Genomic DNA, 12,822 nt, shown 5'->3' on the forward strand with positions numbered 1-12,822 from the left:
GAGGTGGAGTCGTGAGCGGCACGGATTCCAACGGTGGGCGGGAGCCGATCTCGGTGCCACAGGCGCTGGATGCGCGGTTGGTGCCCGCGACGGTGATGTGCTGGGGCACGACAATTGTGGTGGTCGAGACGGGATGGCGGACCGGGCTCGTGTTGGGGGCGGTGCTCGGTGCTGCGGCGATTCTGGTGGGGGCGCTCGCTGTTCGGGTTCCTGCGCGGCGGGTGCTGGCCGCGGTGGCGCTGGCGGCGATGCTGGCGGCGGCGGGGTTCGGGATGGCCGCGGGTTGGCAGGAGCATCGGATCGCGGGGCATCCGCTGCGGACGGCGGCGGTGGGCACCCAGCTGACGGTGACGGTCGTTCCGGACGACGATCCGAAGCTGCTGCCCGCCAGGGCATTCGGTGCGCGTCAATGGATGGTGAAGGCGAGCCTGCGGCAGTATCGGCGCGGCTCGGCGCTCTTCCGCGCGGGCGGGGCGGTGATCGTGCTGTCCCCGCAGCGCGGCTGGGCGGGGCTGCTGCCGGGGCAGCCGGTCGAATTCCGCGCCCGGTTGGACCGGCCGTGGCGCCGGGATCTGACGGTGGCCGTCCTGCGCGCTCAGGGACCGCCGCGTGTGGTCGGGGCCGCGCCCTGGTGGCAGCTGGCCGCGGGATCGGTGCGCTCGCACTTCGCCGCCGCGGCCGCGCGGGCACTGCCGCCCGATGCGGCCGGGCTGCTGCCCGGACTGGTCGACGGGGACGTGTCGCGGCTGCCGGATCGGGTGCGCGAGAACTTCCAGCAGACCGACCTGACGCACCTGGTCGCGGTATCCGGTACCAACGTCTCCATCATCTTCATCGTTGTGATGGGCACGATGCGCAGGCTCACCGTTGATCCGCGCCTCGGTGCGGTGGTCGCGGCGGCGGCGCTGGTGGCGTTCGTCATCCTGGCGCGGCCGTCCTCGACGGTATTGCGCGCCGCGGTGATGGGCGCGATCGCACTGCTCGCAGTCCTGATCGGCCGCCGAAAACAGGCGTTGCCCGCGCTGTGCGCCGCGACGCTGGGCCTGATCGGCTACTCGCCCGCGCTGGCCCTGGATATGGGGTTCGCGCTCTCGGTGCTGGCGACGGCCGCCCTGGTGGTGCTGTCCCCGCGGTGGTCGCAGTGGCTCGAGCGGCACGGCTGGCGCCCGCGCCCGGCCGAGGCGATCGCGATCGCTACCGCCGCGTTCCTGCTCACCGCGCCGCTGATCGTCGCGCTGACCGGACACGTCGGAATGCTCGCGATCGCCGCGAACGTGCTGGTGGAACCGGCGATCTACCCGATCACGGTGATCGGCACCGTCGCCGCGATCCTGTCCTGTGTCTGGATGCCCCTCGCGGTCGCGGCGCTGTGGATCACTCGCCCACTGCTGTGGTGGCTCCTGTTCGTCTCCGAACGCGGTGCGGCACTGGGTATTTCGGTATCGATGCCCGATGGGGTGCGCGGTGGGTGCGCGGCCGCCGTCGTGGTTGCCGGACTGCTGGTGCTGCTGCACAGGATCACCCGTCCGCCGGACCTGCCCACGGATCGGACCGTGGGGTCCGAGCGGCCGCCTTAGGACTCGCGGCTCGCTCGCACCTGCGTCGACCCGTGCATGTGCGGCTGGGTATGCGCGCCGGGCGCGGGCACCGGTTCTCCCGTCGTTGCCGAAAGAGTCGTGCGTTCGGCGCTCAGGCAGGTGGGCGGGCGAGGTCGGGACATGGATCGTGGTGTGCGCCCGGTGACGCCGCCGTGCTGGTCGACTCGACTGGGGAACGGTCGGGATGTCGGTGCCGCCCCGTAGGATGCGGGGCGTGACTGACCGCCCCGCCTCCGTTCATCTCGTGCTCGGCGATGAAGAGTTGCTCGTCGAGCGCGCGGTTGCCTCCATCGTCTCCGGTGTGCGGGCGGTCGCCCCGGATTCCGAGGCGCTGCCGGTGGATCGGCTGCGTGCCGGCGACGCCAGCACCGCCGAGCTGGCCGAGCTGTTGAGTCCGTCGCTGTTCGCCGAGGACCGGGTGATCGTGCTGGAGTCCGCCGCCGATGCCGGTAAGGACGCGGTCGCGGTGATCACCGCCGCCGCGGCCGAGCCGCCCGAGGGGGTGGTGCTGGTCATCCTGCACTCGGGTGGCGGACGGGCCAAGGCGCTGGCGCCGACCCTGCAGAAGGCGGGTACGGTTACGCACGAATGCGCGAAGATCAGCAAGGCCGGTGAGCGGATGGAGTTCGTGCGCAACGAATTCCGTGCGGCCGGGGTGCGGGCATCGGCGGAGGTCGTGCAGACCATGCTCGAGGCGGTGGGCTCGGACCTGCGGGAACTGGCCGCCGCCTGCTCGCAGCTGGCGGCCGACACCGGTGGCAAGGTCGATGTCGCCGCGGTACGCCGCTACTACTCCGGCCGGGCGGAGGTCACCGGCTTCGACGTGGCCGATCTGGCCGTCTCCGGGGATCGTCCGGCCGCCATGGAGGCGCTGCGCTGGGCCACGGACCGCGGGGTCCCCGCGGTCCTGCTCGCCGACGCCCTGGCCGATTCGGTACACACCATCGCCCGCGTCGGATCGGCCGGACGCGGCGACCCGTTCAAGCTCGCCTCGTCGCTCGGCATGCCCCCCTGGAAGGTGAAGAAGGCCCAGGGCCAGGCCCGCGGCTGGACCGCCGCTACCATCGGCACTGCGCTCGAGGTCGTCGCCTCCCTCAACGCCGACGTCAAAGGCGTCGCCGCCGACGCCGACTACGCCCTGGAACACGCCCTGTCGCGCATCCTGGACCTCCACGGCGCAGGCTGATCACACCTTCAGACAGATGTGCATCTGCTATGGAGCGATAATCTCGAGTTCGGGAAAATAACTGCGGAAGTCTTTGTGGTTGCGAGTCAGTAGGCGATATCCCTCGACTGCTGCGTGCGCACCGATATAGAAATCTGGTAACGGTGATGTCTTGGTACCCCCGGCATGGCGGTACTTCAGGTATGCGCGCCCGGCGAGATACGCTGACTTCCAAGGGAGGTTCTCGCGCTGATAGATGTCGGGCGGTAACGCCGTATCCAGAGCCATAATACTGTCGAAATGGATCGACATCTCGGCATACACCAACGGATTGATTACTGCGCCGCCGCCGTCGATTGCTTCGCTTACCTTCTCGACAGACCAGTCCGCCCATGCCGGGTCATCCTTGACCATGTGTTTTATTCGCCACGGATGAACTCCATGAACTGGTCAGTGGTCCATCCCTGGAACTCGAGATTATTTGCGCTGCCGCGAGCCATGCGTACTGCTCGCTGGCCGCGCGTCTCGCCAATCGTCTCTACCGATTCTGCTGGCGCGGTCTGGGCGGCATCACGCGTGAACATAGATAGCGCATACGTCTGTAGGGATTGGCCCACTTGTGTGGCGTGGGCCTTGACAGCCCGCAATACTTCATCGGGTATGTCTTCAACGGTAAACGCGGTCACCAAGTCAATAGTATCGACTGCAGGCGCTGTGGTGATCGTATCTTCGGTTCACGGCAGCGGCCATCCCAGGCTGTCACGCGGCCGACGTCCCGGGTGCAACCGATCCGGCAAGCACGACAAAAGCCGCCGTGGTCGTCTGCTCTCACAGACCCTCTGCCACGGCGGCGATGCGAAGCGTATGCGGTTGTAGGACCGCGAAGATCAGCCGATCTTGTTGAAGGCCAGCGACAGGGCCGACTTCTTGTTGGCGGCCTGGTTGGCGTGGATGACGCCCTTCGAGGCGGCCTTGTCGAGGCTGCGGCTCGCGGTGACCAGCAGCTCCTGCGCCTGATCCTTCTCGCCGGCCGCGGCGGCCTCACGGAACTTGCGGATCGAGGTGCGCAGCGCGGACTTCACCGACTGGTTGCGCTGACGCGCCGCCTCGTTGGTGCGGATCCGCTTCATCTGGGACTTGATGTTGGCCACGCGTATTTCCTCTGATTCTTGTCGTCAGTGTGGTGTGTTCTGTACTACTGCGAAGTCTCTCGGGCGCACTACATCGAAACCGCGAAGGCCATGTAGCGCCGCACCGACGATCGAGACTACCAGCCGGGTGGGTCCTAGACGAAATCGCCCTGGTCGGGCGCCTGCCGCAGCCGCGCTGATACAAGAAACCTATCAGTTTCTCGCCTTGTGGCGCCGATCGTGGCCACTGATCTCGCAGGCAGGGCCGATCTCTGCCCGCCTTGCCATCGACCCGTGCAAGTTGCCTGGCGATGGCGGCGGGGCGGTGCAGCGTCCGAGCCGAATCCTCGCACCGATTCAGCATCACCGCAGTGACCACCCGGCCCGCTCCCAGGCCGTGGCCCCCTACCGGAACGGCGCGACGGCCCAGGTCTAGGTGTTCGTGGTGCTTCCCCTGATCGGTGGGGCCTTGGGCGCGCTGATCTACAGCCTGCTCTTCGGCCGCTCGCGTCCATTGGTCTCTTGACCAGTGCTGTCGGCGGTGTGGCCGATTAACAACCCAGCCGACTTGCGCCAGTGCGGTCGAACGTGAGTCCGACGGTGTGCGACTCGAATACATCGGCGGACGATGCCGGACGGAGACCACAACCGCATCCTCAACTGGCTGCTCGTGTTGTTGCTGCCGTTGAATCCGGGGCTGTTTCTGCATGTTGCGGGGCAGGGCCTGCGGATTGGGCCCTATCGTCAGGGCCGGGCGCGCCCGGATGGCGTGCTGGCCCCCCTTGATGCGTTCGTTGGCTGCGGTGAGTGGGCCAACGCCGATGCCGTAAGCATGGTCGTCGAGGTGACCTTGCACGACTCTGATACCAACCAGCGGGATCGGGTGGAGAAGCCGTCCGCCTACGCAGCCTCCTCGATTTCGATGTATCTGCTCATCGATCGGGAGAAGACAGAAGTGGTTCTCTACAGCGAACCTGCCGACGGTGAATACCAGGATGTACATCGGTTCGCCTTCGGCCGTCCAGTGCCGCTGCCCGAGCCGATCGGAATCACCCTCGACACCACGCCACTACAGGATTGGGTCGACTGATTTCGCTGATTCGACCGAGTCCTGCTCACTGCCAATGGTATTCGCGGCACAGCCGGTGCGCGACGACGTCGAAGCTCTTGCGGGGCAGCACCGCGCCCTCGCGCCGGATGCCCTCCTCGGGGACGTCCAGCACGCGGTCCAGCCGGACCCAGCTCGGGCGGCCCTCGTAATCCCAAGGGCCCGAGCCGATCTCGACCCAGTGCGGGGCGTGGGTGTGGTCCGGGTTCGAGGACAGCATCAGGCCCAGCAGGGTCGACCCCTCGCGGCCGACCACGAGGACCGGGCGGTCCTTGCCCTGGCTCGGATCCTCCTCGAAAGGCACCCAGGTCCAGACGATTTCGCCCGGATCGGCGCGGCCGTCCAGGTGCGGGCAGTACAGAACCTGACGCGCACGCTGCTGCGTCGGCACCGGAACAGAGGCCGCCGGGCGCACCGTGATGCCGGGCGCCCGCCGCCGCCCCAGCGCCCGGTCCCAGATGGTCGAGCGCTGCATCCGACCGGCCAGCCCGGTCCCCTGCACCCGTGCCAGGGACCCCAACTGCTTGCCGAGAGCGCTCCACGTACTGGCCATGTCCGGGAGCATAATCGGGCTCGCCGACCTTCTCATCCCGCCGGCCGAGCATCCGGGAACCGGCCTGGTCAGGGCCGAATGCCTACCGGCACAGGGCGGGACGCTTGCTGTCGAAACTCCAGTCCGGGATCAGGTATCGCATGGCGCGGGCGTCGTCGCGGGCGCCCAGGCCCTCGCGCAGGTACAGCTCGTGGGCGGCCTCGACGCGTCCGGGGTCCAGGTCGATGCCGAGGCCGGGGCGGTCGGGGACGGTCAGCAGCCCGTCGCGGATGGCGAGCGGTTCGGTGGTGATGCGCTGGCCGTCCTGCCAGATCCAGTGCGTGTCGATGGCGGTGATCTCGCCCGGCGCGGCGGCGGCCACGTGGGTGAACATGGCCAGCGACACGTCGAAGTGGTTGTTGGAGTGCGAACCCCAGGTCAGGCCCCAGGCGTCGCAGAGCTGGGCCACCCGCACCGAACCCGCCATGGTCCAGAAGTGCGGATCGGCGAGCGGAATGTCGACCGCATCGGCCCGGATGGCGTGGCCCAGTTCGCGCCAGTCGGTGGCGATCATGTTGGTCGCGGTCGGCAGGCCGGTGGCGCGGCGGAACTCGGCCATCACCTCCCGACCGGACAGCGTGCCCTCGGCCCCGACGGGATCCTCCGCGTAGGCCAGTACGTCGCGCAGCCCGCGTGCGGTGCGCACGGCGTCGGCCAGCAGCCAGCCGCCGTTGGGGTCCAGCGTGATTCGGGCCCGCGGGAAGCGCTCGGCCAGCGCCCGGACTGCCGCGGCCTCGTCGTCCGCGGCCAGTACTCCGCCCTTGAGCTTGAAATCGGCGAAGCCGTACCGGACGTGCGCGGCCTCGGCGAGCCGCACCACCGCCTCGGGCGTCAGCGCCTCCTCGTGCCGCAGGCGCAGCCAATCGTCGGCGTCCGCGTCCTCGTCGCCGGGGCCGCGGTAGGCCAGGTCGGTGCGATTTCGATCGCCGACGAAGAACAGGTAGCCCAGCGCCCGGACCTGGCTGCGCTGCTGTCCCTCACCCAGCAGCGCGGCCACCGGCACGCCCAGATGCTGCCCGAGCAGATCCAGCAGCGCCGATTCGACCGCCGTCACCGCGTGGATGGTGACGCGCAGGTCGAAGGTCTGTGCGCCGCGCCCGCCCGCGTCGCGGTCGCCGAAGGTGCGCCGGATATCGGCCAGGACCGCGTGGTATTCACCGATCCGCCGGCCCAGCACCAGCGGGCGCGAGTCCTCGAGGGTGCGCCGGATCGCCTCGCCGCCAGGGACCTCGCCGACACCGGTGTTGCCGTCGGAATCGGTGAGGATCACCAGGTTCCGGGTGAAGTACGGCGCATGCGCCCCGCTGAGGTTCAGCAGCATGCTGTCATGCCCGGCGATGGGTACCACGCGCACGTCGGTGACAACGGGAATCGAAGCGGGCGTGATGTTTCCGCTGTGCGAAGCGTTTCCGGCGGGCATCAAGTCTCTTTCTGTCGGGGGGTGGACGGGTGCACATCAGGCCGGGGCGGGCTCGCCGCCGTCATTCAGAAGTGCGGATCGGGCAATACCGAAGGTGTCACCGGCAGCGTCCGTGGACTTCGCGGATGCGGATGATCCGGTCGCGCCGGAGGCCTTGGCGCCCAACCGATGTCGCTGGATCAGCAGCACCGAGGCCGCGGCCAGCGCCGACGCCGCCGCCAGCGCGTACAGCCCCCAGGTGACCGTGCCGATGGCCGATTTGATCAGCCCGAAGCCGTAGGGCGCCACGAAGCCGCCGAGATTGCCCAGCGAATTGATCACCGCAATGGCCGGGGCCAGTACCAGCGGATGCAGGGTGGACTGCGGAATCGACCAGAACAGCGGGCTGGCGCTCTTGAACCCCATCGCCGCGACGCACAGGAAAATCAGTGCGGGCCAGGGTGATACGACGGCGGCCAGGTAGGTGCCGATCGCGGCGGTGAGCAGGGATCCGATCAGCAGTGGGCGGCGGTTGCCGGTGCGGTCGCCGATGCGGGCGGTGAAATACATCGCGAAGCACGCGCTGATCCAGGGCAGCGCCGAAAGCAGTCCGACGGTCACGTCGCCGAGGCCGTGGATGCGCCGCACGATAGTGGGCAGCCAGAACGTATTGGCGTAGATCGAGAGCGGGTGCGCTTGCCGGAGGTCGAAACGACCTGCTGTTCCTCGGAATCCACCGCCTCGGCCAGCGCGGTGCGCTCCGCGGCGCTGAGCCACTTCGCGTCCGCGATCCGGGAATCGAGCAGCGCATAGGCCAGCACGCCGACCACTACCGACAGCAGCCCCTCGATGCCGAACATCCACTGCCAGCCGTGCACTCCCAGCAGCCCGTTCATGCTGAGCAGCGGGCCGGAGACGGGGCCGGACATCGCGGCGGCGACCGAGGATCCGGCGACGAACAGCGCGGTGGCACGCCCGCGATGCGCATTGGGTAGCCATTTGGCCAGGTAGAAGATGACCGCGGGGAAGAAACCGGCCTCCGTGGCGCCCAGCAGGAAGCGCAGCACATAGAACATCTCCGCATTGCGGACGAAGACCATCGCGGCGGCGACCACACCCCAGGTGACCATGATGCGGGTGAGCCAGATGCGCGCCCCGAACTTCTCCAGCATCATGTTGCTGGGCAGTTCGAATATCGCGTAGGCGACGAAGAAGATGCCCGCGCCGAATCCGTATGCTGCCGCGCCGATTCCGACGTCCGCCTGCAGGTATTTGGTGGCATATCCGATATTCGCGCGATCGAGCTGATTGCAGATCAGCATGAGAATCAGCAGCGGAACCACGCGGCGGAAGAATTTCTCCACCGCCGTATCCAGCGGCGCCGCCGATTGCGGGGCGGTGAGAGGTCGAGTGAACCGCATCGCCCACTCCTTTCGATCCGGGAATCACGGCGCGCTCAGGCGCCGCGATCGAGCGCATCGATCCGCGTGACTCGCCTCACGCTTCGGCGAGATTACGGCCGGTCGGTGATGCCTGTCCAACACCGATCATGAATGGATTGATGCTCTCGCGGTATCGGAATGTCGCCTGATCGCCGTCGTGTATCGACGCTGGATTCGGATAGTGCGGCCGCTCGCGTGTCGCTGGACGACGGTGGTGCGGAGAATGCTGAGGTGCCCGGCCGTGAACCGATGGCCCCACAGCGGATGTGCGGCCGTGCCGGCCGGGGTGTTACGTTCGGTCGAGTGTCTGCCGAATTGTCCGCTCTGCCATCGAATACCCCGGTCATCGTTGGGGTCGGGCAGTTCTCCGAACGCATCGATGACCCGGGCTACCGGGCCCTGTCCGCGGCGGATCTGGCCGCCGGGGCCGTCCGGGCCGCGATCGCCGATATCTATGCGGATGCCGCGGCCGTCGTGGACGCACTCGATACGTTCGCCGCGGTTCGGGCATTCGATGCCGCGCATCCGTTCGCCACGGCGCCGCTGGGCGCCCCCGACAACGTGGCACGGGCGGTGGCCGCGCGGGTCGGTGCTCGACCGCGCCGGGCGATCCTGGGCCCTACCGGCGGGCAAAGTCCGCAACGACTGCTCACCGAGCTGTGCGGCGACATCGCCGACGGTCGCTGCGAGGCAGCGGTGCTCTTCGGCGCGGAGGCGATCTCCACCGTCCGGAACCTGATGGTTCGGCCCGCCAACGGGGACCGCAAGTCTGCGGAGCCGACGGGGTCGGATACCGAGCGTCCGGACTTCACCGAGCACGCGCCGGGCTCGCTCGATGATCGCGGGTACGGCACCGACGGCATGACGCCGGCTCAGGCCGTGATCCACCACATGGGCGAGGCCGCCGTGTTCTACACGGTCTTCGAGAACGCCCGCCGGGCCCGGCTCGGTGTGACGCGCGCGGAGTACGCGCGGTCGATGGGGGAGCTGTTCGCCCCGATGAGCGCGCTTGCCGCCGACAACCCGCACGCGGCCGCGCCCGTCGCGCGTGCCGCGGAGGATCTGGTCGCGGTGGGGGAGCGCAACCGGCTGATCACCGATGCCTACCCCCGGCTGCTGGTCGCCCGGGATCAGGTCAATCAGGCCGGCGCGATCGTCGTGGTGTCGCTGGCTCTCGCGCGACGCCTGGGCGTCCCGCAGGCGCGGATGGTGTTCCTGCACGGGCACGCCGATCTGACCGAACGCGAGATGCTGGTGCGGCCCGATCTGGGTAGCAGCCCGGCCGCCGTCGCGGCGGTCCGGTGCGCCCTCGACATGGCGGCCATCGGTGTGGACGAGTTGACCGTCATGGATTTGTACAGCTGCTTTCCGATCGCGGTGTTCAACATCTGCGACGGGCTGGGCCTGGATCCGGGGGATCCGCGGGGCCTGTCGGTCACCGGCGGCCTGCCGTACTTCGGCGGCCCCGGCAACAACTATACGACCCATGCCATCGCCGAAGTCGTTGCGCGCGTTCGCGATCGGCCAGGCATCTACGGGCTGGTGGTGGCCAACGGGGGACTGCTCAGCAAGCATTCGGCGGGTGTCTATGCGAGCACCCCGGTCGCGTGGCGGGCTGGTGATACGACTGCCGTTCAGGCCGCGCTCGATGCGGCACTGGCGGTTCCGGTCGCGTTCCACGCGGACGGCTGGGCCAGGATCGACAGCTACGCGGTGCGTTTCGAGCGGGACGGGTCCCGGATCGGCATCGTGGCGGGTCGGCTCGACGACGGCCGCCGCTTCCTGGCCAACACCCTCGACGGCGACGACGCCCTGATCGATGCGCTGACCGGGGATGGTGAGCCGATCGGCGCCCGCATCTTCGCCCGCTCGACCGACGCGGGCAACCGGGTCGCGTTCACCCGCGAGCGGATGGACGAATGCCTGGGCGCGCCGGTTACCGCGTTCCGGGAGGCGTACGAACGGGTGCAGGTCGCCCGGTCGGGGCACGTGCTCGAGGTGATTATCAATCGGCCCGAGGTGGGCAACGCGCTGGACAACCGAGCCCACCGCGAGCTCGACGAGATCTTCACAGCGTTCGAGCGGGACAGCGAACTGTGGGTGGCGATTCTCGGCGGTGTCGGCGAGGAGGCGTTCTGTGTGGGCGCCGATCTGGGTGCGATCGGCTCGCCGCTGCAGTTGATGTCGTTGCCGCGCAACGGATTCGGTGGACTGTCGGCGCGCCGTCTCGATAAGCCGGTGATCGCGGCGGTGAACGGCCGCGCGGACAGCGGCGGTCTGGAGCTGGCCCTGGCCTGCCGGCTCGTCGTCGCCGACGAGGCCGCGTCGTTCGCCTTGCCGGACACCGGGATCGGGCAGCCGCCCGGCCCCGGGGTGCTGGTGCGCCTGCCGCGGATCGTGGGCCGGGCGCTGGCACACGACATGATCGTCACAGGCCGCCGGATCGACGCCGCCGAAGCCCTGGCTGCCGGACTCGTCACCCGCACCGCGCCCACCGGTAAGGCCTTGGCTGCCGCCCGGGAAATGGCCGCCGACATCGTCACCCGCTCGCCCGTCGCGATCCGCACGGCCCTGTCGTACCTGGACCACGCCGAGCAGATCACCGATCCCGTTGCCGCCATAGCGAATCCGGCCGAACTGCTGGATTCCCTCATCGCCCACGACGATCCGGCCGAGGGCCTCGCCGCCCTGCACGAACGCCGAGTCCCACACTGGCGCAACACGTAACCGTCCTGTTCGCCGCAACGCTGATGACCAGCGGGCCCGCGGAAGCGGCCGCGACACCGAAGCAGCCTGCGGTGCGGGGTATTACGCGATCGACCACTACGACCTGAAGATCGCCGTCGGCTGGCTGATGTACAACGGCTCCACCGACGGCGTCGTCACCTGGAAGACCCAGCAGGTCGGAACGAGTACGCCGCTGGTGGCCTCGGTAGGCGCGGGCCCCGTCAACTGGAACGCCCCGCACCCGTGCATCGAGTGGTACGTCTGCGACCCCTATGTTTCAGGGGGGAGCAACCGGCCGGTGCGCTGCGGCTGACATCTTCTGGCGCATGGGTCGGTGAACCGGCGTGGGAGCCGGGGGGTCTCGTGGTGTTGTGCGGTGGTGTTCACCGGCAACCCGGGCACCGCGAAAACCACTGTGACCCGACTGATTGCGGAGATCTGCCGTGCCCTGGGCGTCGTTGCACGGGCGCAGCGATGATTTTTCGGCTCGCCGCGTGTCTACATACTCGAGGACGTGTCGTCCTCTCGCGCGCACAGGAGGACCGATGACCGACGAATCCACTACTCCCCGCAGGCTCTCCGACCATCCGACGGTGCGTCGGGTATCGGAAAATCCCACACCCCGACCGGACCCGGTGCTACGTGCCGACCAGCTGCGGCAGCTGTGCCTGGATGCGGGCGCCGACGACGTCGGCTTCGTCTCCGTCGACAATCCCGCCGTGGCGGGCGAACTGGAGCACGTCCGGTCGATTCTGCCGACCGCGCGCACCTATATCGCGTTCTGCGTCCGAATGAACCGCGACAACCTGCGCAGCCCGGCACGGTCGTTGGCCAACGCGGAGTTCAACCACGCCGACGACGACACCAATGAGGTGTCGCGTCGAATTACCCGCGCCTTGCAGGATGCCGGGCACCGCGCCGTCTACCCGGTGCCCGGCTATCCCATGGAGGTCGATCGGTTCCCGGCCCGCATCTGGGTGATTCAGCACAAGACGATCGCCGAGGCGGCGGGGCTCGGCGTAATGGGCATACACCGCAACGTGATCCACCCGAAGTTCGGCAACTTCATCCTGCTGGGCACGGTGGTCACCGATGCGCTGATAGACGAGCCGAGCACGGCCCTGGACTACAGCCCGTGTCTGGAGTGCAAGCTCTGCGTGTCCGCGTGCCCCGTGGGCGCCATCACGAAAGATGGCGGCTTCGATTTCCAGGCCTGCTATACGCACAACTACCGTGAGTTCATGGGTGGTTTCACGGATTGGGCCGAGACCATCGCCGACAGCGACAGCCGCCAGGACTACCGTGACCGTGTCACCACGGGCGAGTCGTATTCGATGTGGCAGAGCCTGTCGTTCAAACCGAACTACAAGGCCGGCTACTGCATGGCCGTCTGCCCGGCAGGCGAAGACGTCATCGGCGCGTACCTCGACGATCGGCAATCGCATATCAACGAGATCGTCCGTCCGCTCACCGGCAAACAGGAGCCGGTCTACGTCCTTCCCGGCTCGGCCGCCGAAGAACATGTCACGCGGCGCTTCCCCGCCAAGACGCCGAAGCCCACGACCAACGGCTTCCCGGACGAGGTCAACGACCTTCTCGACATGATCGGCCCCAGGCCCCGACGTCAGCAGAGCTGAATGGGCGCCCGTCGAACCCCGGAA

At 68.3% G+C, this 12,822-nt stretch carries 11 protein-coding genes and 2 pseudogenes; 7 read left to right on the plus strand and 6 right to left on the minus strand.

What is annotated here, in order from left to right:
- Window positions 1-11 precede the first annotated feature (11 nt).
- Window positions 12-1,577 carry a ComEC/Rec2 family competence protein gene (locus ABH933_RS28330; RefSeq protein WP_429413124.1) on the plus strand — a complete coding sequence of 522 codons (1,566 nt, stop codon included), beginning with the start codon at window positions 12-14 and terminating at the stop codon, window positions 1,575-1,577.
- A 226-nt stretch (window positions 1,578-1,803) separates the two neighbouring features.
- The gene (gene holA, locus ABH933_RS28335) at window positions 1,804-2,784 is read left to right on the plus strand and encodes a DNA polymerase III subunit delta (protein WP_429413126.1); all 981 of its coding nucleotides are present in this window, start codon (window positions 1,804-1,806) and stop codon (window positions 2,782-2,784) included.
- Between the two features lie 27 nt (window positions 2,785-2,811).
- Here holA and ABH933_RS28340 read toward each other — a convergent pair whose 3' ends face one another.
- The 3 genes from ABH933_RS28340 to rpsT all read right to left on the minus strand — a co-directional run bounded on the left by ABH933_RS28340 (window position 2,812) and on the right by rpsT (window position 3,914).
- Window positions 2,812-3,177 carry a type II toxin-antitoxin system VapC family toxin gene (locus ABH933_RS28340; protein WP_429413128.1) on the minus strand — a complete coding sequence of 122 codons (366 nt, stop codon included), beginning with the start codon at window positions 3,175-3,177 and terminating at the stop codon, window positions 2,812-2,814.
- A 5-nt stretch (window positions 3,178-3,182) separates the two neighbouring features.
- Complete coding sequence (locus ABH933_RS28345) at window positions 3,183-3,449, minus strand: hypothetical protein (RefSeq protein ID WP_429413130.1); 267 nt, start codon at window positions 3,447-3,449, stop codon at window positions 3,183-3,185.
- A 201-nt stretch (window positions 3,450-3,650) separates the two neighbouring features.
- Window positions 3,651-3,914 carry a 30S ribosomal protein S20 gene (gene rpsT, locus ABH933_RS28350; RefSeq protein WP_429413132.1) on the minus strand — a complete coding sequence of 88 codons (264 nt, stop codon included), beginning with the start codon at window positions 3,912-3,914 and terminating at the stop codon, window positions 3,651-3,653.
- A 349-nt stretch (window positions 3,915-4,263) separates the two neighbouring features.
- Between rpsT and ABH933_RS28355 the strand changes: the two are divergent.
- Together ABH933_RS28355 and ABH933_RS28360 are read left to right on the plus strand one after the other, a co-directional pair.
- Window positions 4,264-4,419: pseudogene (locus ABH933_RS28355) on the plus strand (aquaporin); the annotation flags it as partial.
- Window positions 4,420-4,521: 102 nt separating this feature from the next.
- A complete protein-coding gene (locus ABH933_RS28360; RefSeq protein WP_429413134.1) occupies window positions 4,522-4,983 on the plus strand; it encodes a Uma2 family endonuclease in 462 nt (153 codons plus the stop codon).
- Window positions 4,984-5,008: 25 nt separating this feature from the next.
- Here the strand turns inward: ABH933_RS28360 and ABH933_RS28365 are convergent, their stop codons facing one another.
- The 3 genes and pseudogenes from ABH933_RS28365 to ABH933_RS28375 form a co-directional block, all read right to left on the minus strand.
- Window positions 5,009-5,554: a type II toxin-antitoxin system PemK/MazF family toxin gene (locus tag ABH933_RS28365; RefSeq protein WP_429413136.1), complete on the minus strand. Its 546-nt coding sequence runs from the start codon at window positions 5,552-5,554 to the stop codon at window positions 5,009-5,011.
- An 82-nt stretch (window positions 5,555-5,636) separates the two neighbouring features.
- Entirely contained in the window at window positions 5,637-7,013 is a 1,377-nt protein-coding gene (gene gudD / locus ABH933_RS28370) for a glucarate dehydratase (RefSeq protein WP_429413138.1), read from the minus strand.
- Window positions 7,014-7,049: 36 nt separating this feature from the next.
- Window positions 7,050-8,413, minus strand: a pseudogene (locus ABH933_RS28375) (MFS transporter).
- 285 nt (window positions 8,414-8,698) lie between these two features.
- Here ABH933_RS28375 and ABH933_RS28380 point away from each other — a divergent pair.
- The 3 genes from ABH933_RS28380 (at window position 8,699) to ABH933_RS28390 (ending at window position 12,798) form a co-directional block, all read left to right on the plus strand.
- Window positions 8,699-11,161, plus strand: coding sequence for an acetyl-CoA acetyltransferase (locus tag ABH933_RS28380; RefSeq protein ID WP_429415564.1), 2,463 nt, complete (start codon window positions 8,699-8,701; stop codon window positions 11,159-11,161).
- Between the two features lie 127 nt (window positions 11,162-11,288).
- Window positions 11,289-11,474 carry a hypothetical protein gene (locus ABH933_RS28385; RefSeq protein WP_429413141.1) on the plus strand — a complete coding sequence of 62 codons (186 nt, stop codon included), beginning with the start codon at window positions 11,289-11,291 and terminating at the stop codon, window positions 11,472-11,474.
- Between the two features lie 232 nt (window positions 11,475-11,706).
- Window positions 11,707-12,798 carry a 4Fe-4S binding protein gene (locus tag ABH933_RS28390; RefSeq protein ID WP_429413143.1) on the plus strand — a complete coding sequence of 364 codons (1,092 nt, stop codon included), beginning with the start codon at window positions 11,707-11,709 and terminating at the stop codon, window positions 12,796-12,798.
- The last annotated feature ends 24 nt before the right edge of the window (window positions 12,799-12,822 follow it).

The organism is Nocardia sp. GP40, assembly GCF_050434125.1.
Lineage (GTDB): Bacteria > Actinomycetota > Actinomycetes > Mycobacteriales > Mycobacteriaceae > Nocardia > Nocardia albiluteola.